The 20,341-nt window shown below is 33.2% G+C and carries 17 protein-coding genes, 1 other RNA gene and 1 pseudogene; 14 read left to right on the forward strand and 5 right to left on the reverse strand.

Annotated features, from left to right (window positions below; translation table 11 throughout):
* The first annotated feature begins 71 nt into the window (after positions 1-71).
* The 11 genes and pseudogenes from comGA to CRG87_RS08235 form a co-directional block, all read left to right on the forward strand.
* On the forward strand, positions 72-1,046 hold the full coding sequence (gene comGA / locus CRG87_RS01230; RefSeq protein WP_074425523.1) for a competence type IV pilus ATPase ComGA: 975 nt from the start codon (positions 72-74) through the stop codon (positions 1,044-1,046).
* Positions 1,012-2,016: a type II secretion system F family protein gene (locus CRG87_RS01235; RefSeq protein ID WP_074425522.1), complete on the forward strand. Its 1,005-nt coding sequence runs from the start codon at positions 1,012-1,014 to the stop codon at positions 2,014-2,016. Before comGA ends, CRG87_RS01235 begins: the two co-directional genes overlap by 35 nt.
* A 12-nt stretch (positions 2,017-2,028) precedes the next feature.
* Positions 2,029-2,379 carry a competence type IV pilus major pilin ComGC gene (gene comGC / locus CRG87_RS01240; RefSeq protein ID WP_046306587.1) on the forward strand — a complete coding sequence of 117 codons (351 nt, stop codon included), beginning with the start codon at positions 2,029-2,031 and terminating at the stop codon, positions 2,377-2,379.
* Positions 2,369-2,794 carry a pilus assembly FimT family protein gene (locus CRG87_RS01245; RefSeq protein ID WP_074425521.1) on the forward strand — a complete coding sequence of 142 codons (426 nt, stop codon included), beginning with the start codon at positions 2,369-2,371 and terminating at the stop codon, positions 2,792-2,794. Before comGC ends, CRG87_RS01245 begins: the two co-directional genes overlap by 11 nt.
* A gap of 16 nt (positions 2,795-2,810) precedes the next feature.
* On the forward strand, positions 2,811-3,056 hold the full coding sequence (locus CRG87_RS01250; protein ID WP_074425727.1) for a hypothetical protein: 246 nt from the start codon (positions 2,811-2,813) through the stop codon (positions 3,054-3,056).
* 10 nt (positions 3,057-3,066) lie between these two features.
* On the forward strand, positions 3,067-3,537 hold the full coding sequence (locus CRG87_RS01255; RefSeq protein ID WP_074425520.1) for a ComGF family competence protein: 471 nt from the start codon (positions 3,067-3,069) through the stop codon (positions 3,535-3,537).
* Between the two features lie 183 nt (positions 3,538-3,720).
* Complete coding sequence (locus CRG87_RS01260) at positions 3,721-4,722, forward strand: class I SAM-dependent methyltransferase (protein ID WP_074425519.1); 1,002 nt, start codon at positions 3,721-3,723, stop codon at positions 4,720-4,722.
* Positions 4,723-4,766: 44 nt separating this feature from the next.
* The gene (locus CRG87_RS01265) at positions 4,767-5,951 is read left to right on the forward strand and encodes an acetate/propionate family kinase (protein WP_074425518.1); all 1,185 of its coding nucleotides are present in this window, start codon (positions 4,767-4,769) and stop codon (positions 5,949-5,951) included.
* A 445-nt stretch (positions 5,952-6,396) separates the two neighbouring features.
* A complete protein-coding gene (locus CRG87_RS01270) occupies positions 6,397-7,203 on the forward strand; it encodes a Cof-type HAD-IIB family hydrolase (RefSeq protein WP_074425517.1) in 807 nt (268 codons plus the stop codon).
* Positions 7,204-7,278: 75 nt separating this feature from the next.
* Positions 7,279-7,646, forward strand: a transfer-messenger RNA (tmRNA) gene (ssrA, locus tag CRG87_RS01275).
* Positions 7,647-9,463: 1,817 nt separating this feature from the next.
* A pseudogene (locus tag CRG87_RS08235) lies at positions 9,464-9,532 on the forward strand (IS3 family transposase); the annotation flags it as partial.
* Between the two features lie 85 nt (positions 9,533-9,617).
* Here the strand turns inward: CRG87_RS08235 and CRG87_RS01280 are convergent.
* The 3 genes from CRG87_RS01280 to CRG87_RS01290 all read right to left on the reverse strand — a co-directional run bounded on the left by CRG87_RS01280 (position 9,618) and on the right by CRG87_RS01290 (position 14,342).
* A complete protein-coding gene (locus CRG87_RS01280) occupies positions 9,618-10,523 on the reverse strand; it encodes a DNA adenine methylase (RefSeq protein WP_074425516.1) in 906 nt (301 codons plus the stop codon).
* A 63-nt stretch (positions 10,524-10,586) separates the two neighbouring features.
* On the reverse strand, positions 10,587-12,401 hold the full coding sequence (locus CRG87_RS01285) for an ATP-dependent nuclease (RefSeq protein ID WP_165775956.1): 1,815 nt from the start codon (positions 12,399-12,401) through the stop codon (positions 10,587-10,589).
* A gap of 1,068 nt (positions 12,402-13,469) precedes the next feature.
* Positions 13,470-14,342, reverse strand: coding sequence for a LysR family transcriptional regulator (locus tag CRG87_RS01290; protein ID WP_074425514.1), 873 nt, complete (start codon positions 14,340-14,342; stop codon positions 13,470-13,472).
* Between the two features lie 149 nt (positions 14,343-14,491).
* Here CRG87_RS01290 and glpK point away from each other — a divergent pair, with 149 nt between their 5' ends.
* From glpK to CRG87_RS01305, 3 genes are all read left to right on the forward strand, one after another.
* Positions 14,492-16,006, forward strand: coding sequence for a glycerol kinase GlpK (glpK, locus tag CRG87_RS01295; protein WP_074425513.1), 1,515 nt, complete (start codon positions 14,492-14,494; stop codon positions 16,004-16,006).
* A 32-nt stretch (positions 16,007-16,038) separates the two neighbouring features.
* Entirely contained in the window at positions 16,039-17,781 is a 1,743-nt protein-coding gene (locus CRG87_RS01300) for an FAD-dependent oxidoreductase (RefSeq protein ID WP_074425512.1), read from the forward strand.
* 164 nt (positions 17,782-17,945) lie between these two features.
* A complete protein-coding gene (locus CRG87_RS01305) occupies positions 17,946-18,638 on the forward strand; it encodes a hypothetical protein (RefSeq protein ID WP_101138662.1) in 693 nt (230 codons plus the stop codon).
* 202 nt (positions 18,639-18,840) lie between these two features.
* On the opposite strand, the gene CRG87_RS01310 is transcribed toward CRG87_RS01305, so the two are convergent.
* Both CRG87_RS01310 and CRG87_RS01315 read right to left on the reverse strand, forming a co-directional pair.
* Positions 18,841-19,080, reverse strand: coding sequence for a hypothetical protein (locus CRG87_RS01310; protein ID WP_074425510.1), 240 nt, complete (start codon positions 19,078-19,080; stop codon positions 18,841-18,843).
* A gap of 257 nt (positions 19,081-19,337) precedes the next feature.
* Entirely contained in the window at positions 19,338-19,667 is a 330-nt protein-coding gene (locus CRG87_RS01315; RefSeq protein ID WP_074425509.1) for a hypothetical protein, read from the reverse strand.
* Positions 19,668-20,341 lie beyond the last annotated feature (674 nt).

The raw sequence follows: 20,341 nt of genomic DNA on the forward strand, positions 1-20,341 counted from the left end.
TAATATTTAGTTTTAACAAAAAAATTCCAGCTTTTTGCGTAATTATTATTGGCGGCAAAAAGGAGGTATTTATGCGAATTAAAGAAGCGGTTAGTTCATTAATTCAAGAAGCAATTGACTGTCATGCCAGCGATTTGTTCTTTTTAATCCAAAAAGGAAAGTTAGTGGTTAATTTTCGAACAATTAATGGAATTGCAAATCAAGCGAATTTTTCGATTAACGAAGGAAAGGAGTTGATTAATTATTTAAAGTTTGCGGCTCAAATGGATATTGCTGAACACCGACGACCACAAGTTGGGGCATTTGATTTTGAGTACAATAAGCAAGTATATTATCTGCGATTATCCAGTCTTGGTGATTATACTGACTGCGAGTCACTGGTTATCAGAATTATTTACCGTGTAAGTGAAGGAAAGTATTTCTTTAACCAGCAACTTGAATTACTGAAAAGCTTAGCGCAAAAACGTGGTCTTATTATTACTAGTGGTCCAACGGGCTCGGGGAAAACGACCACCATGTACAAACTTGCTAAGTATGTTGGTCAAGACAGGATGGTGATGACAATTGAGGATCCGGTGGAAATCCATGAAGCTAGTTTTTTACAGACACAAGTTAATTTGGAGGCAGCCATTACATACCCGATATTACTTGAAGCAGCTTTACGACATCGTCCAGATATTCTAATTATTGGCGAAATCAGAAATGCAATAACTGCTCGTTTAGCAATTGATGCGGCCTTGAGTGGTCACTTGGTTTTTGCAACGGTTCACGCAAAAAGTACACTGCAAACAATTTCAAGACTAGAAAGTTTGAACATTACTAAAAGTGAATTGGTAAATTGTCTTACTGCTGTTTGTTATCAACGTTTATTGCCAACAAAAGATGGTTTTTCTTGTCTAATGGACATTGCAAGTAGGAATTTTTTGCAAAAAAGCATCTTGAAATCTCAACGGGGTGATTATGTTGACTGGCAAGATAATATAGCGAAGTTAAAGCAGGAGGAGAGAATTAGTGCGGCAGTATTTGAGCAATTCAAGCAAGGGTAAGCTAAATAGTAGGGAACGATTTCTCTTTTTGGATTACTTACAAAATAGTTTAATTAACGGTTTTTCTCTCGGTACAAGTTTGGAATTAATGCCAATTGTTTGGTCAAAGCAGAAAAAGATCCTTGGAAAGTTAAACAAACGCCTTCAGTCTGGAACAAAATTGAGCAAAGAAATGGAACGACTAGGCTTTTCAAAAACTGTTGTTACCCAGATCGACTTAGCAATGAATCAAGGCAACTTAGTTGAATGCCTTGGCCAACTTGCGTCATTGAGTAGATTGAAAAATGAACAAATAAAGAAATTAAAAGCCGAAATGTCCTACCCATTTGTTTTAGCTGTAATGATGGTTTTGTTGCTCGTATTCATGCAAACCTTCGTTTCTAGTCAGTTTGCGAATACTGGAGAGCATACTGGTGACATTATGCTATTTGTTTTACTTGTTATGGGGCTACTTTTTATCTATTTTTTAGTTAAAGTTACCACCTTATTGAAGAAACAGGACTATCGTTCTCTGGTTAAGTTAGAACATTATCTAATCATTGGTTCGACTATTAAATTATATGTTAATTACTTACTTGTTTATGATGCTGGTTTATTGCTTGCAAGTGGGTTTTCACTACAAAAGATGTGTGAGTATGCTGCTAAACAAGAAACAGGGTCACTACAACAAGTGATTGGTGCAAAAGTTGGTAACCAGCTTAGGGATGGTAAAAGCCTGGAGGAAATTATCAAGAAAGAGCCTTTTTTACCAAATGAACTGTTATTGCTAGTTCAAACTGGTGCGAAAAAGAGTGATTTAAGTAAGCGCTGCTTGCTTTTAGGGAAGACACTGTTTACTAATTTGTCCAACAAAATTGAAAAGTTAATTGTTAATGTTCAACCGTTTTGCTTTATCTTAATTGGATTATGCATTATCGGGATGTACTTAAAGTTATTACTACCAATGTACGCAATGATGCAAAGTATTTAGGAGGATATAAAAATGAAAAAAGCAATAAAAAAATATCTATTGGGTTTACTAGCCAAAAATAGAAAAGCACAAGGATTTACTTTGATTGAGATGGTAGTAGTCGTTGCTATTATCGTTATGTTGTTATTAATCATTGCACCTAATTTGACTAAACAAAAGCAAAGTGCAAATGACAAAGCTAATGATGCATTTAAAACGACACTCCAAACTCAGGCAGATTTATATCAAGAAGACAAAGAGCGCGACGGTAAGGAAATTTCCTTTAAAAATATGTTTGACGACGGCTATTTAACTAAGAAACAGTTTGATAAGACACAAGATTATACAGTAACTAACGGTGTTGTTCAAAAGAATGCAAACTAAAGCAAGCCAACGTGGCTTTACAGTTATTGAAATGGTAATTACTTTAGCAATTTCAATCGGAGTAATTATGCTGGGTACAGTTTGTCTTGACGGTTATAGTGAAAAAATGATGTTAAATAATACTACCAAAGAAGTTAAAAGCACAATCGAACAGGCTGCTACAATTTCTACCATTAAACATGTTGCAAGCTACATCAGGTATTATCCTAATTCGAATATGTTGACGGTTACCAGAGCAGGCCGTAGAAAAGTTGTTAAAATTGCACCACAAATAAATATTTATAAATTGTCAGATTTATGGATTTCGTCAAGTGGTTCAATGTCACCGAGAACAATTGTAATTGCCAATCGTCAAGAAAAAAGGACAATCAGGCTGCAAATGATGTGGGGACGAGTGATTGACAATGCAGCATAAAATAGGTGGTTTTTTAATGGCTGAAAGTTGTGTCGCACTCTCTATTACATTTTTAGGAATTGTCAGTATTTCATTGATTGTGAGCGAAAGTAGATCATTTGAACGAGAAAATGAGCAAAAAGTTGATCGTACTTATGCTATGCGAGCAATGAAAGAAAATGGAATTAAGCAAATTATTGTTCATGATCATGTTTATCAATTGATAGGTGATTCAAAAATTTATGACGCAACTAAAAAACAAACGTACAAGGTCAAGAAGTAGGGGCTACTTATTGGCAGATGCTGTATTTGCTGTTTTTGTAACCTTGCTAACAGTTGTAACTTTACAGAATATGTTAAAGAGTATGACAACGGCTGACAAAGCGCATCATCGAGCCGATGACATTGTATTTGCTTATGTTCAATTTGATCATTTTTTGAAAGAAGATGCTAAAACCGTTTATCTTTTTCCAGCTGGAACAAATAGTCGTCAAGTTGCTATCAAAAAAGTTAGTCAAAGCGGTAAAACGCAAGTTTATATTTTAGCTTCATATAAAAACATGATTAGAATGAGGGCGCCTGAAGGAGGGCATATGCCACTACTGTTAAACGTTAAAAAAGCCTCATTTATTAGTAAAGACCAACAAATAAAAATTAACGTCGTCGAAAAAGATGGGCGATCATCTGAAATATATTTCAAATTGGATGCAAAACCTAAAACAACAAAAAATGAAAAGAGGAAAAATAATGAAATTAAAAGCTAGCGCTTTATTAAGTAGCGTTTTAGTTTTAACTACCTGTTTGCTTTTTTTACAGTTTTATCAAGAAACCTATTGTAGCAGTATGCAAAACAATACGCTATTAATCGAATATTTATGTCGGTATTGATTTACTTGCGCTTGTTACCTGATTTCTATTAAAATGTTTAGAAGAAACGGGGTATCAAAGTGGATAAAATTGAAAACTTATTTAATAAATTTATAGACTGCGTTGAGGTATTACAGAATGCTCTAAACGTATCATTTAGTGAAGCACTAACAGAGACTTTTGATAATTTGGAAAATGAGCAGATAAAAGTTGAATTAGGTGCACCTGATAAAGAAACAGTGGCCCAACTAAGTGAAAAATACCAACAACTGCATTATGAAGATCTTTCACAAAAGGCAAAAGTGCAAATATTTACTTTTCTAACACTCAAGGCTATTAACGAGGACGATTTAGATCCTAATCAGATGCCAACACCTCCAGTGATATCAACTATTATTGCGATGTTTATGCAGAAATTATTACCGGATCAAGGGCTAACTATAATTGATCCCGCAATTGGTTCAGGCAATTTATTATTCTCAGTGGTAAATCAGCTCAAAAATGCGAATCATTCAAAAGCAGATTTTAACTTATTTGGCATTGATAACGATGAAGATATGTTGAACTTTGCCGATATTAACGCGCATTTAAATGGTCTTGAAATAGAGCTATTCAACCAAGATGCGTTAACACCATGGTTTTGTTCTGAGCCAGACGTTGTTGTGAGTGATCTACCAATTGGTTATTATCCAATTGATGAAAATGCAGAAAATTTTGTAACCAAGGCTGAAAAAGGTCATTCATTTGCTCATCTTTTGTTTATTGAACAGATAATTAAGAATTTGGCGCAGGGTGGATATGCTTTCCTTGTTGTTCCTAAGGACATTTTGTCTGGAAAAACTGGAAGTGACTTTATGCCATGGTTATCAGAAAAAGTTTATTTAAGAGCAATAATTGAGCTGCCAGATAATGCGTTCCAAAATAAATTTAATCAAAAGTCCGTTTTAGTTTTCCAAAATCATGGTAAAAATGCTAAAAGTAGTGAGGTTTTTCTCACAAAGTTAGATACACTTAAAAAAGAAGAGGACCTAATCAAGCTTAATGTTAAACTAAATGAGTGGTATACTAAAAATATTCATTAACTTGTGGAAAAAGTCAAATTAAAGTGTATGGAGGAATCTCATTTATGAAAAAAGTTTTAGCAATAAACTCAGGAAGTTCTTCATTTAAGTATAAACTATTTGCTGTACCTGAAGAAAAAGTACTGGCAGAGGGGATTGCTGATCGAGTTGGTATTGATGGCTCATCTTTTGAAATTAAGTTAGCCAATGGTGAAAAGCACGAAGAAAAGGTTGCAATTCCTGATCAAGAAACAGCTGTCAATTTGTTATTAAAGGCTTTAAAAGAATATAAAGTTGTTGAAGACTTGAGTGAAATTGCTGGAGTAGGTCACCGGATTGTTGCCGGTGGTGAAGATTTTACTGATTCTGCTATTATTGATCAGGAAAAGCTGCAAAAAGTTTACGATTTAAAAGAATATGCCCCATTACATAATCCGGCTGAAGGAAAGGGGATTGAAGCTTTTATGAAGTTACTACCCGATGTTCCTGAAGTAGGGGTTTTTGATACTTCATTCCATCAAACATTGGATCCGGAACACTACATGTATTCAATCCCTTATAAATACTATGAAAAATATGGTGTGCGTAAGTATGGTGCACATGGTACTTCTGTGCGTTACATTACTGGTAGAGCAGCAGAAATGCTTGAACGTGATGCCAAAGATTTGAAATTAATCGTATGTCACTTAGGTTCTGGTGCATCTGTTACTGCAGTAAAGAATGGAAAATCATATGATACATCAATGGGCTTCACACCACTTGCTGGTGTTACTATGGGGACTCGCTCTGGTGATGTTGATCCATCCGTTTTGCAATATATTATGAATAAGGAAAACCTTGATATTAATCAAATGATTGACATTTTGAATGATCAATCTGGTTTATTAGGTATTTCCGGCATTTCTTCTGATATGCGTGACTTGGAAAATAATTCAGATGAAAAAGCAGTATTAGCACGTAAGATCTTTGTTAACCACATAAGACAGTATATTGGTTCTTACATTGTTGAATTAAAGGGTGTTGATGCAATTATCTTTACTGCTGGAATCGGTGAGCATGATGCAGGTATTCGTGAAGAAATCATGAAGTCCTTTGAATTTATGGGACTAAAGCCAGATTATGAAGCTAATAAGTCTAATGGCGAGAAGTTAATTTCTAAACCAAATTCAGCAATCCAGGCAATGATTATTCCAACTGATGAAGAATTGATGATTGAACGTGATGTTGTTCGTCTAGCTCACTTGAGTTAACGACAAAACGTGTAATTAAATAAAGAAGCCGCTAAGGAAAAACTTAGCGACTTTTTTTGTTTATTTTTGATATTATAGTATTTGGAAATAATGCTGTAACATAGGAAAAATATGTGTTATTTCCTAAAAGAAATGTGTCGTCATTAAACGATTTAGCAGAGAGAATAGCTTTTTTACTGTTATAGCACTATTAGGGAATTCAATTTTACAAGTCTCTCAGCCATAGAGAATTAATTATGACATTTTGGGCAATACGAATAATTTATTGCATGCATATGTCTTTTCCGGATTTCAAACTGAGGAATTGGAAAGTCTAGCCAAACCAGTTTGGTTATATGATTCGCATTATTAGATTGATTTTGACTATCAATATAATTCACAAAAGCATGGTCGGATTCAACGGTAAATAACTTAAAACTTGAACAAAATAGTAAAGGAAAAATAAATGATTAAATTAGTTGCGATTGATGTTGATGACACATTATTAAATAGTCAGGGAAGGTTACTTCAATCTACTATTGAAGCAATAAAAAAAGCAGTAGAGCGTGATATTAAGGTTGTGTTATGCTCTGGACGACCATTAGCTGGTGTGAAGCATTTTTTGAATGAGCTAGGAATAGTTCAGGATAATCAATATGTTGTTACTTTTAATGGTGCTGTTATTGAGACGGTGACAGGTAAGACTTTACAAAAATCTGGAATTGATCATGCAACTTATGAAAAGATTGACCAATATTCGAAAGAACATGGCGTGGATTACAATATTGTTGATGAGAATAGTGCAATCATTACAAGTAATTTAAATGTTAATCGAATTACTGTTGTCCAGGCATGGGAAAACAGTGCTGGTGTCTTAATCAGAAAGCCTGATGAATTACCTAAAGATGATCAAGTAATTAAGGCTGTTTTTGGTGATGAAAAAGATAAGCTTGATCAAGTTGAAGCTGATGTTGTAAAAACATTTGGAAAAGAAAATTACGTGGTGCGCGCAGCAGCTAACTTTTTAGAAATAATGCATCCAGATGTTAACAAGGGAGTAGCACTAGAATTTTTGAAAAAAGAACTAGGATTAGAAACTGCTGAAGTGATGGCTATAGGGGATGAACGCAATGATATTCCAATGTTTAAAGTGGCTGGAACTTCAGTAGTAATGGAAAACGGTTCTGCTGCAGCAAAAGAACATGCAGATTATGTAACTGCTTCAAATGATGAAAATGGAATTGAACAGGCATTTAATAAATTTGTTTTGTAAAGTTTTCTGTTGTAACTCAGAAGCTACCGGATAGTAAGTTAGTGTAATTTATGCTATACTATTTCTATCCTATTTGGGGATGTTTTGGGATTCGACAGGCGTAGATTCGCATTGACTGCGATCCGTAGGTCACGTCTGCGTTAACAACGTCATCAGTTTTATAACTGCAAATAAAGAAAATTCTTACGCATTAGCTGCTTAATTTAAGCGCATGTGTTGCTTTTTATCGGATTACTCACGTCTGGTAAAAAGTATCAACTTAGTGAGTTACGTTTAACTACCTCATCTGAATAGTTAAAAAGAGTCATTTCAGGTTAGCTAGTCCATTCTAGCCCTGTTATATGGCGTTTTGGATTAGTGAAATTCAAGTAATATAACTATGATTGTAGATGTCAGTGACGGAATGCGTTTGGACAGGGGTTCAATTCCCCTCATCTCCATAGAATCTATGCTATAAATGTTGATATTACAGTATTATGATACATGGGTGGACTAAAAATGGACTAAACGGTACTTATCTTGAGTACTGTTTAGTTCATTTTTTATTTATAAGGTATCTAGTATTTCTTCAATACGGTTATCAGTCTTAGCTTTTAGCTCGTATAGACATATGTCTTGTATTTTAGTGATCTAACTTTTTAGAAACTGAACATAAGTCAACCCCTTTGAGCAATAATAAAACATATGTATGTTTTAAACCGTAATAGTAGAAGCTAATAAAGATCAAGCTTGTCTAAGTATTTTCTGATTATCATGCTACTGCATTGGAAGTGGCTAGCGCATCAAATTTGTCAATGAATGTCTTTTGTTATTGCAGACTCATAAAGATTTAAAATATCTGCTAATTTTGGTCGGCTTTAATCACACATGTTGAAGATTTACTTTTTTGTTAATCTTATTTGAATCATAGTTAATTGTTTTGTATATATCGTAATCTCAAGATTAGGTTATATAAAAGTATAGTCTATGTTATATTCACACGCTGATACTCTAATTTTGCCGAAGATGTACGCCTGCATTAATGAATGTTAGTAGCATGTATTTGTTTATATATGTCAGCATAATATCTATGCTATAAAAATAAATATAGTAATAATGTTTATATGAAGTGCCCCAAAAATTTAGTACAAATTTTTGGGTTATTTTTATGAAGTTAGTGCGACTGAACTCAGTCGGCTCTATCTGGTTAGAAGGGCTGATATAGTTATTTATTGACTTTGATTGACTGTCATGGTCTAGCTTTTTAGAACAGCCTTTCACTACTTATAAAAGTGATTTTAGGGAGCAAGCCCTTAGGCGAATCATTAGTTGAACATGAGTATGTCAATCGAATATATTATTATTTGGACTTAAAAAATCGTGGCATATTATACAATTGGATACAGAAATATCATAAAAATGGCTATAATATCGTTAACGAGTAGAGAGGACGACCGTCCCATGACTAAAAGAGAAAATTGTTCAAACAAGAAATCGTATGCTTACGCCAGCAGGACTTAAAGCTAACCACCGAGAACGAATTTGTAAAAAATTGCGTTTGTTGGTCTGTTGTTCGACCAACAAACGCAAACCTGGAAATAGCTTAGGCAGTCTCACCTAAGACGTGGGCTTAAAGTCAGTGCAACTTTTATTCTGGATTCCATTAATGCTAAGCTAAATCTGCCGCATCTATCTCGTAGTAATTACTACGAGACTTTAAAGAAGAAGGACAAAGATCAGAACAGCCAAGAAATATCGATAAAAATAAAGAACACAAGCACTGCTACGGTTATCAAAGTATTATCTAGGAATTAAGATGTCATGGATTATTAGTCAACTATAAAAAGTTATAGTGCCTATTGAACAAGTTGAAACTATTTTCTATTTGTCAGTAAGCGCCGGCGCAAGTATAACAGTTATCGCGATAATCAAGGATAGATAAGCATAACTAGTTAAGCGCAATTTATCCCAATCATAAACGCTATTCATATATAGTTAAGTTTAAGTTCAATGAGCAAAAGACATACGTATCTCACCAATCATTAATGGGTGATCAAAGAGATTATTTCCTATAATGTTTCTCGTAGTCCTAATCTTAGGCAAACGAGATTGACTCAGAAATCATGGCATTAGCCAATTAACGTGTCACGTAAGGGTAATTGACTTGATGATGGATTAATGAAAGGCTCTTGGGGATACTCAAACGGGAAATGTCTTACGGGTCCGAAAAGCAGTTTAAAAACCTTAACGGTCTGGCAAAGACTACATTGAGTAATACAATCAGAAAAGAATTAATATAAAACTAAAAGGCTTAACTCCGATTGAATATCGGAAGGCAGTCCTCAGTTAGTAGCTAATAAAGTATCATAATTTTAAGATTTACATAATGTCCCTCTATTTTATAGAACTTAAGAATAGTTTTTCAGACTTTTGTTTTATATTTTTTTAAAATTATATTTATCTTCTGAAAACACTAGTCTTATTTGAGGGCTTGAAAAGAAAAGTTCTTGTCTCTTACCTCTATTTTGGTTGTTTGCAGTATATTTTAATGAGTATAAATACTTTTGATTAATGGGAGCGTAGAAATCTAATATAGGTTTAGTATTATCATATGTCAGTATCCATTTATAATCTGTTAGAGCAATTATCTCTTTGGACAATTGCTCATGTCCATCATTATTTAGAGAAGAAAAATATAAATTTTTTCCTTGGTTATAATATGGTGGATCAAGGAATATAAAAGAATTATCTTTATATTCCTTGATGTTATTAAGTAAGTTGAGAGCATCAAGATTGGTGAGTTTAATACGATTTTTATTTGATGAGATAAATTCAATTTTTTTAACTAGGGTATCTATGTTAAGCCGGTCATAAAGCTTTGTGCGACCTTTTTGATGAAAACCTCCGATTGGTCCACTATTGATAATTCCGCTACGAGTGGTTCTATTTAAGAATAAAGTAGCAAATGCTCCATTAAAAGAGATGGGATTGTCTTTTTCAGTAAGATAAATATCTTTTTGCCTTTTCCAAAAGCTTATTAATAAATCTATATCATTTATTCTATTTTTGTATGAGAATGGTAATTCCTTTAATTTTAAAATCAATTGATCAGGTGAATTTAATATGTGATACCAAACTGAATAAATAGATGGATCAAAATCATTAATCCAAATATTGTCTACTATATTGTTTTTGATAAGCTTCAACGGTATTCCTGCTCCACCAGCAAATGGCTCTATATATGTTTGAACAGGCTGATTAACTTGAATTAAAGCTGCAACAAAGTCGTATAATTGAGTTTTTCCACCAGGATATCTAAATGGAGATTCAGTCTTGGGCATATGTTTTCGCCTCCTCAATGAGAAGTATATAGCAAAAAAATTGTTTTGGCCAGTTCTTAAAAATTATTTTAGCGACCTAAACTTAATTGGAACATTTTGGGGATAATTCTCACCAATTATTACATTATATTTTTTAACTAGTTTTCTAACAAACGTATCAAATGTCGAAGAATATGCTCTTATAAATTGTGGCATTAATTTGTCGATTATAGATTTATTATCTTTAAACCATGCTTTTGTTTTATCCTCTTCATTACCGCGAGAGTATTTATTCGGTGCATTATTAATCAGCGTATCTTTGGAAAAAGGCATTTTTTCTATATCCTCAAGAAAATAAAACGGATCTTCAGGTTCTAAATTAGAAAAGTATTCCCATATAATACCTTCAAAATAAGAATATTCTATATTTGGAAGGGTTGGAAAACTTAAAATACTTTTGAGCGATATGTCATTTTGATTTTCATCAGGGTTATAAGTAAAAAGTGAACTATTTTTCCTAAGTTCTTTTTGTCCTGATTCTTTGGAAACATCTGGATCCAAAATAATAATACTATTTGAAAAATAACCAAAGTCACTAGAAACTAAGTGAATCAATTGCTGCCAACCTATTGAAATATCAAGATAATTTAAAGCCATTGTAGACAGGTCATATTCTTCAATAATCTTTTTCAAAAACCAATTTGCTGTGTCATCTTCTGTAAATATTACAATTTTGTTTCTATGATGTTGACCAGTTGCAGTTAAAGTAAGCTCATTCTTTATCCAATCGAATTTGGGATTTTCCTTATTTTTAACCTTTTTTCCTAGTTTTCTTAAATAACATAGCTGGTAACTGTTGTCATTACGTTTTTTACATAAGTTAATAAAATGATTAATTAGAGTTAATGAATGAGTGGTAAAGACAATTTGAATGTTAAGCTCTTTAGCCTGTTTATATAAAAAGTCTATAAGATTATTTTGGGCGGAAGGGTGTAAAGTTGCATCAAGCTCATCTATTAGTAATAAACCACCGAAATATTTGTCTTTCATTTCAGATTTTAAATTTCGGAATGATGCTAAGCAGGATAAAATTTGATTCAAATTATCTTGTCCGCTTGAATTTCCTAGTGCACCGTAATCTGTACTTTCTATTCCTAGGCCGTCTTTTCTATTTATATTCTGAATTTTTGTATTATCTAAACCTTTAATTTGCTCTTGGGATGAAAAAATTTCTTTATATGCATCTTGGAAAAAGTCAAGATACTCACTATTCAATTGAGTGTTTTTCATCACTTCAACTTTAGTAGCTTCTCCTATGGGATATAATCTACTAAGACCGAGATAGTAAGTTGGCCACACTAATTTAGCCTCTGAATTTCTTTCAGTACTTTTTTCTGGCACAATTCTGAACCTGCTGGGAAAGTTAATTTTGTCTATTTTTTTAGATGTTTTAATTTTTTCATTAGCATTTTTAATTACTTTTAGTTTTTTTTGTTTATCAGGAAGATTATTTATTCTACTTTTAACTTCACTAACTGGAATTTTTTTTGATTGCCAAAAGACCCTAAAAGACAGCTCTTCTGTATATTTGTCAGAATCTTTTTCTTCTGTATTACCTGGTAGGTCAGAAAAGAATATAGACAGAGCATTTTTTTGTGGACTTAGCAGATCATAGTTAAGATCACCTTGAACTATCTGTCCCCAGTCAGCTCTAAATTGTTTGTTTTGTAATGTTTTATAACTTTTTGATGGAAGCTCACCACAATTTCCTAACAAAGCCAATATTTGAGATTTTCCAGTACCATTTCTGCCAGAAATACAAGTGAGTCTGGAACCTAGATGTATAGTTGTTTCTTCGAAGCCTCTAAATTTGTTGATTTTTATAGAATTGATTTTCATTTTAATCCTCGTTAAAAAATATATTCTGTTGATAAATGCTGCAAATATAGCGTCACTGAAGAGAGGATATAACATTTACAAAAATGCTAAAAAATAAAGTCACCTCTTCTTTAATAAAGACACTCATTTTATTGAAAGTACTGAATTGATTCGTAGAGTATTCATAAATTAATTCAAATGAATAAAAAGTTACTATGAATTCTTCTGAAGTTAGATGATATAATATGCGATGACATTATTATAGTTAATGTTTATTATTTTGCCAATCACATAATTAAGAAAAAGTTAAATTCCTCCAATTCTAAAGTGTTGTTGCATGATATATACTTGGACAAACTGCTCTCTATTGTTATCATCTTCATAGAACTCAGTATCCATCAATTTTTAACAATCTTCAAACATTCTTTTGGAATATACCTGCCGCGGTATGAAAAGACTCGGTAATGATTCAAGTATGCTACACTGAGAATCCTTCCATTAGTATATAGTTCCTAATCCAGCTTTGTCATTAACTTCAATTAAGAGAAATCCATTTTTAAGTTAATTATTTAATACTATTATATTTGCACTTAAATATATAATTGAATATGTTATAGGGGATGGCTCAACTGCTTCTTTACTATGATTTTATATTCACACTTATGTGAAATAAATAAATTATTTACTGTTCAGAAAAAGTAAGGGAGGTAAAAGTATGATAAAAAACAACTCTTATCTGAAATAAAAGAAAAATTTAAAGATGTTAAAAACTGGAATAATCTGTTAAGGTTGTATGGTTTCTAATTTGGTCAAACTACTGAATATTGGTCAATCTGTTGTGAGCATGGAAATTTATGTTTCCACTAATTTGTATGACATTGAAGTGCATAAAAATTATAAGATTCTAAGAATGCAGGCTTAAATACTGTGTAACTAATGAATTGATATAGCTGGTTCAATAACTTAAGAAGATGCAGATGTTGGTGTGCGTATCAGGATTACAACACCACTTAACTAGTGGAAATAGAAAATAATAGGCTATTGAAGTGGGAATAGTTAATTATCGCTTAGAAAGCAGGTAAAAGCTGATTAATGAAGCAAACCATCTAAAATGTTCGTAAGTGTTGGGTTCTTATATATTGCAACAACATCATATTTTAATTTCGGTAGCTCAGGTAAAAAAGTAACACGGCTATCATAAATCTTGGGTAATGATAGTTCCTCTGGATAGATTGCCATACCTTGATTTAACACAACATTTGATAATGCAGAGTCAAAACTATCTAAATAATCAATTTCTTCATAACTAATATGCATTTTTTCCAGAGTATTTTTGATTTTTGTTTGTACATCATTATTATCAGTAGCACTCCATCTTTGTAAAAAAAGGGGGTGTTTTTTTAGTATGTTTTTCTTAAGTCTCCCATTTGAATCGAAAGAATTTTGATTCAATAAAATGCCAAAACTAGCAGTACCAACTTTTCTAACATGGATATTTTTAATTTTACTGACAGCAGTAGAAAAGCCAATCAGTACGTCATAGTCGCCAGTATCAAGCTTAGGTATACTTGTTGAAAAATTTTCAGTATCCAGTTGTACTTTTAGACTAGGGTTATTTTTGGTCAAAGAGTCAGCTAATTTTACAGTCCAATAATCAAAGCCATGTAAGTAGTGTATTCTCAAAATTTGAAATGAATTGTTTAATTGACTGATTTTTTCATTGAATTCGTAGTAATTTTTTAAAACAGGTACTGCACAGTTGTATAGGTTATTTCCTGCCACGGTTACCTTAAAGTGTGAAGTTGAGCGGTCAATTAGTTGGACACCTAACTCATCTTCTAAATTTTTAATCGCATTGCTGATCGCTGTTTGAGAGACAAAATTTCTTTTTGCAGCAGGAGTAAATCCTTGAGTTTCAACTACATCAATAAAGTACTTGTATGCTAATAAACTGTATTTCATCACGTTTTATCCTTTTGCTTATAATTTTACCTAATAAGTTATTATCATTATATGTTAGCGCTTTCTAAAAAGCGAGGGTAAAATTAAATCTGTAAAAACGGTTACCATTACTAAATTAGTTTTGTGACTAAAAAGGAGAAAAAGTATAAATGGCTGAAAAATATATTTTAGCGATTGACGAAGGTACTACAAGTACTCGATCAATTATCTTTGACCATGATGGTAAAAAAGTAATTGACTCACGCAAAGAATTTAATCAATATTTCCCTAAACCTGGCTGGGTAGAACATGATGCCAATGAAATTTGGAATTCTGTCTTATCTACAATTGCCAATTCGTTTATTAATTCGGGAATCAAACCTAATCAAATTGCTGGTATCGGTATTACCAATCAGCGTGAAACGACAGTAATTTGGGATAAAAAAACCGGATTACCGATTCATCATGCAATAGTTTGGCAATCACGGCAAACTTCAGATATAGCTGACAAGTTAATTGCCGATGGCTATTCCGACATGATTCATGAGAAAACTGGCTTAATACCTGATGCATACTTTTCAGCAACTAAAATACGCTGGATTCTTGATCATGTTCCTGGTGCTCAAGAGCGGGCTGAAAAGGGCGAATTATTATTTGGCACCATTGACACTTGGCTGGTTTGGAAATTAACAGGTGGTAAAGTTCATGTGACAGATTATACGAATGCCAGCCGGACAATGCTCTTTAACATTACTCAACTTGATTGGGACGATGAAATTCTTAAGCTGTTGAACATTCCAAGACAATTACTACCTGAAATTCGGTCTAATTCTGAAGTCTATGGTACTACAGCGGAATACCATTTTTATGGTAGTGAAGTGCCAATAGCTGGAATGGCCGGTGACCAGCAAGCAGCTTTGTTTGGTCAACTAGCTTTTGAACCAGGCATGGTTAAAAATACTTATGGTACTGGTGCTTTCACAGTTATGAACACTGGTGAAAAGCCAAAGTTTTCTTCTAATAACTTGTTAACTACTGTAGCTTACGGAATAAATGGCAAAGTAAATTACGCTTTAGAAGGTAGTATTTATGTTGCAGGTTCTGCAATTCAATGGCTACGTGATCAGATGGAAATTATTGATGATGCTTCTCAGTCAGAAGAGGCTGCTAAAAATTCAAAGGATAATAACGAAGTTTTCGTTGTTCCAGCATTTACTGGATTAGGTGCTCCATACTGGGATTCTAATGTGCGCGGGGCTGTCTTTGGCTTAACTCGCGGTACTACCAAGAATGATTTTACTAAAGCCACTTTGCAGTCCTTAGCGTATGAAAGTCGCGATGTAATTGATACGATGCATGAGGATACAAAGATTGATATTCCTAAGTTGAAGGTCGACGGTGGAGCAGCAAACAATGACTATTTGATGCAATTCCAAGCAGATATCTTAGGAACTGAGATAGAGCGTGAAGCTAACCTTGAAACTACAGCACTTGGCGCAGCTTTTCTGGCAGGCTTAGCAATCAACTTCTGGAGTGGTCTTGATGAAATTAAGAAAATTCAAAAAGTAGGTAAGACCTTTGAACCCCAAATGAGTGATGAGGAAAGAGAACACCTTTACGAAGGCTGGAAATCAGCGGTTAAGGCAGCTCAAAGCTTTTCATACAAACCATACCTAAAGAAGTAAGTAGTGTTTTTTACAAAGAAAGAGAATAAATCATGGCATTTTCAATTAAAACAAGAGAAGAAGAAATTGAACGTTTAAAAAACGAGAAACTAGATTTGCTAGTAATCGGTGGTGGTATTACAGGAGCAGGTGTGGCTTTGCAAGCTAGTGCAGCTAAAATGAAAACTGGCTTGATTGATATGCAAGACTTTGGTAGTGGTACCTCATCACGCTCGACTAGATTAGTTCATGGTGGTATTCGCTATCTTAAAACTTTTGACGTTCAGGTAGTTTCCGACACAGTTAAGGAACGTGCAGTTATTCAACATATTGCTCCACATATGACTCAACCAGATCCAATGATTTTACCTATTTATGACGAACCTGGTGCAGCCTTTACTATGTTTTCTGTCAAAGTTGCAATGGATCTTTATGATCATCTAGCTGGCATTGAAGGAGATTCTCCTTTGACCAAATACGCTAATTATACGATGGATAAGGAAGAAACCTTAAAACGTGAGCCACAGTTAAATAGTAAAAATCTTTTAGGAGCAGGGGTTTATTTAGATTATCAAAATAATGATTCACGTCTGGTACTAGAAAACGTTAAAAAGGCACACGAGTTAGGTTGTTTGGCTGTTAGTCGACTAAAATGTGTTGAAATTTTGCATGATGACCAAAAGCAAGCAAACGGCGTGCGTGTTCATGACAATTTAACTGGTGAAGATTTTGAAATTCATGCGGATGTAATTATTAATACTTCTGGACCATGGTCTGATTTGGTAAGACAATCAGATAAAGAAGTTTACAAGAAACCACGCTTACGTCCTACTAAAGGTGTACACCTTGTTGTTGATCAATCACGTCTGACAGTACCACAACCAACTTATTTCGGTTCGGGTACTGATGACGGTCGGATGATTTTTACTATTCCTCGGGAAGGCAAGACCTACTTTGGGACTACAGACACCGACTTTAGAGGTGACTATGCTCATCCAACAGTTGAGCAAGGCGATGTTGACTACTTATTAAGTATTATAAATAAGAAATATCCTTCTGCTCATTTAACTATAGATGATGTAGAAGCTAGTTGGGCTGGTGTTCGTCCATTAATTGAAGTAGAAGTTGAAGGAAACGAAGCAGCTGATGCCGCAACAGGTGCCAGTGTTTCTGACAGTACTTCGGCACCATCAGCTGTGTCACGTGGTAGTTCATTAACTGAAGCAGAAGATGGATTAATCACTTTAGCTGGTGGTAAGCTGACCGATTACCGTATTATGGCAAATGGAGCAATGGAAAAGATTCTGGAAAAACTACACGATAAGTTTTCAAAGAACTTTACCTTACAAGATTCAGCCGAAATTAAGGTTGCAGGTGGCGACTTTGACTCTGACAATGCTGAAGAAGAACTTGCCCGTATTGCTAAAGAGGGTGAAGAAGCTGGTCTTTCAAAAGCAGATGCGACAGAAATCGCCAATTTATTTGGTTCTGAAGCTGAACAAATATATGATTATGCTCGTACAATTAAACCAGCAGATGGATTAAGTCTGGGTGAAACTGCCGCACTTGACTATTCGTTAGCTGAAGAAATGACACTGACACCTGTCGATTATCTTTTACGTCGCACTTACCACATTTTATTCAAGAGTGATACGTTGAATGAAGTTAAAACTGGTGTTGTCAACCATATGGCTGATTACTACGGTTGGGATAAAGTGCAAAGAGAAGAGTATGAAACTGAATTAAGGAATGAAATAGAAGAATCACGATTGAAAGATTTAAAAAGTAAAAACTAATATAATAAAGTAATAATGAAACTAGTTGTGAATTATTACTCAAAAAACCTGTCAGAACAATCTGACAGGTTTTAGTTTGAGCTTTTTTGAGTAAAGTATAAAATAATAATTACGGATTATTTATTTTAACGGAATTAATTCAAGGTTATGAATGGGTGCTTAAGTTGAAAGATATAAACCAAGTAATAACAGCATTTTTAGCTGCTGGAGGTTTAGGTTATATTAATTATTGGATTCTAGAAAAGTTAGATGTCACTTCGTCTACTGATGGGGAAAAAACAGCACACATTACTTTTTCATCACTTTTATGTTCAATACCTGACTTTTTTATTTATCTCGTATTTAAAAGCCTGCTGAACTGCATTAGGCAGAAGTACAAACTAAACCATCTTTTAGATAGTGATGTTATAAATTTTTTGGCATTAATCTTGACTATAGTTGTTATTATATTCATAACTTCTGTTTTGGGTGAAAAAATAATACGAAGTATTTATTGGATTCTGAGAAAGTTAACAACTGGTAAAGGTAATACTGGGGTAGCTCCAGGTGAGCCCTGGACAGCAATAGATAAAACACACATGACTTTAGTCTATCTGTATAGTCTTGATCATAAACCTATTGCATACGGTTATGGCGAAAGTTATTCTGGAGGCTCTGATAGTAATTATTCAGTTAATCTACAACCTGCTGAGGAAAAATGTAATCAGCCATGTTATCAATATGTTGTTAATTGTGCTTATTTTAAGGATAAAAGTCCTATAAATGGTATGCCATGCAAAGAATCACATATCCATGTGAATTTGAGTCAAGGATTCATAATGATTATTTTTAGAGTTAGAATAACTAAAGATAATTAATTGAAGCATGTTTCAGAAGTCGAATTAAGGAATAATTAGTATAAGAGGCTTACTTAACCTAATAGCCGATTATGATGAGGTTTAAGTTAGATTTATAAACCATGACAGTCAATAAAATGAAATAAGAAGCAGAGATTTTAGATTATTTAGAAAAGTTAATTTCTTGCTCTTTAAATAATTTTGTCATAAAAAGTCCCGAAAGTTACTTTACTTTCGGGACTTTTTTAATCATCGTTTTTTTACTATTTTTTTCACCTTTCTGATTGGCTTCTTCTAATTTAGGCTTTTCTGGTATTTCACCAATAATAAGGTGCTTTCTTACAGATATGCTAGTGTCTGAATGTACTGCTTTTTTTATTCGGTCTTTTTCCATTTTAGTTTTTTCTGGCACCAAGCCTTCTATAGCATGGTCTCTTCTATATTTACGATTGTTATCCGCCATTTTTCCCCAATATAATTATTATTAACTTAGTGCAATAAACATAACGGAACAATAACTATATATTTGATGCTGACGTAAAAATAGTTATTGTTGGATATAATGATTTGTTTAGCTAGCTGTCCTATACTTACAAACGTTATAACTGTTAACAGAACTAGCGATGCACACTAAAAAACTTGCAAAAGTAAGAATTTCTAACTGGTTAGCTTAAAAAGGATGAAGGTAGGTTTAGTTAGAATAATTTCCAATGAAACTAATCAACTGATGTCAATACCAGTCCGGTTTGAAATATAGGCCTTTAGAGCTGTATTAAACATATCTTCGTAACTTGAAAAAGAAGTCTTTTCTTTAACTTTTTCATCAAGCTTATCATGTGGATATGCATCAAATTGCCTTTGATTTGTTATACCACATTCTTCTAAAAATGAATTAAAGGAATTGAAAGCAGTATGTGCCTTCATAAATGATGGAGGAAAGATCTCATTTAAATTATATGTGTGAGTACCATTCATTTTGCTTAATTCAGTTTGAGCCTTTTCAGCTTGATTTGCTAGTTCTTCTAAAGATTTAATAAAATTGTCATCCATTTATTTTCTCCCTCATTACTTATTAGATAATGTTAAATTTGATAGAGCTATTGGTTTTCTATTACTTTGCTACGCATAATTTTTATTTGGGTTATTATTCTGAATAATGCTTCTTAGGCTTTTGGTATATTTAATATCTATAATTACTTTGTTGATTAGAATGATTAGATTCTTGCAAAGTTAAGAGAATTATAAAATACCTTTACAACTTATAATTTTGTTATTGTTATATTTTTATCTCTAGCTGCTACCAGTTACTAACATTACAAAAACTTCATCTTTATGAATTATCATGTGGGCACAGGATATAGTCCATTATATGTCAAATCAAGATTTGTTCACGAGAATAATCTATCTTTCAACAAAATTTGACAGTATAACGCATCTACCATATAGAGTAGTTTAACCTGTTAACATTATACCATATATTGTAGAAGAGGAGAATATAGTGAGTATAGAAAGTTAAATCAACCAAGAAAGTTACTAATAGTAAAAACTTATCCATCTGATTGATTTTCTAATATATCTTTTTAGATTATTTGTGTTTATCTAGATTTTAAATATGTATTTAGTTGTATCACTCATGTTAATTCTGTCTCGTTATTTTTTACGATGCCGGTATTCAATATAGGCCTCTTGTTATTTACTAACTTCATTAATGCAGTTAATAGTAA

Origin of the sequence: Lactobacillus apis (genome assembly GCF_002837055.1) — a bacterium.
GTDB classification, from domain to species: Bacteria; Bacillota; Bacilli; order Lactobacillales; family Lactobacillaceae; genus Lactobacillus; species Lactobacillus apis.

Coding starts and splice junctions, on each gene's coding strand:
- CRG87_RS01245 (WP_074425521.1), top strand. CDS start 2,369: ATGCAAACTAAAGCAAGCCAACGTGGCTTTACAGTTATTGAAATGGTA.
- glpK (WP_074425513.1), top strand. CDS start 14,492: ATGGCTGAAAAATATATTTTAGCGATTGACGAAGGTACTACAAGTACT.
- comGA (WP_074425523.1), top strand. CDS start 72: ATGCGAATTAAAGAAGCGGTTAGTTCATTAATTCAAGAAGCAATTGAC.
- CRG87_RS01310 (WP_074425510.1), bottom strand. CDS start 19,080: ATGGCGGATAACAATCGTAAATATAGAAGAGACCATGCTATAGAAGGC.
- CRG87_RS01300 (WP_074425512.1), top strand. CDS start 16,039: ATGGCATTTTCAATTAAAACAAGAGAAGAAGAAATTGAACGTTTAAAA.
- CRG87_RS01265 (WP_074425518.1), top strand. CDS start 4,767: ATGAAAAAAGTTTTAGCAATAAACTCAGGAAGTTCTTCATTTAAGTAT.
- CRG87_RS01250 (WP_074425727.1), top strand. CDS start 2,811: ATGGCTGAAAGTTGTGTCGCACTCTCTATTACATTTTTAGGAATTGTC.
- CRG87_RS01290 (WP_074425514.1), bottom strand. CDS start 14,342: ATGAAATACAGTTTATTAGCATACAAGTACTTTATTGATGTAGTTGAA.
- CRG87_RS01315 (WP_074425509.1), bottom strand. CDS start 19,667: ATGGATGACAATTTTATTAAATCTTTAGAAGAACTAGCAAATCAAGCT.
- CRG87_RS01285 (WP_165775956.1), bottom strand. CDS start 12,401: ATGAAAATCAATTCTATAAAAATCAACAAATTTAGAGGCTTCGAAGAA.
- CRG87_RS01280 (WP_074425516.1), bottom strand. CDS start 10,523: ATGCCCAAGACTGAATCTCCATTTAGATATCCTGGTGGAAAAACTCAA.
- comGC (WP_046306587.1), top strand. CDS start 2,029: ATGAAAAAAGCAATAAAAAAATATCTATTGGGTTTACTAGCCAAAAAT.
- CRG87_RS01270 (WP_074425517.1), top strand. CDS start 6,397: ATGATTAAATTAGTTGCGATTGATGTTGATGACACATTATTAAATAGT.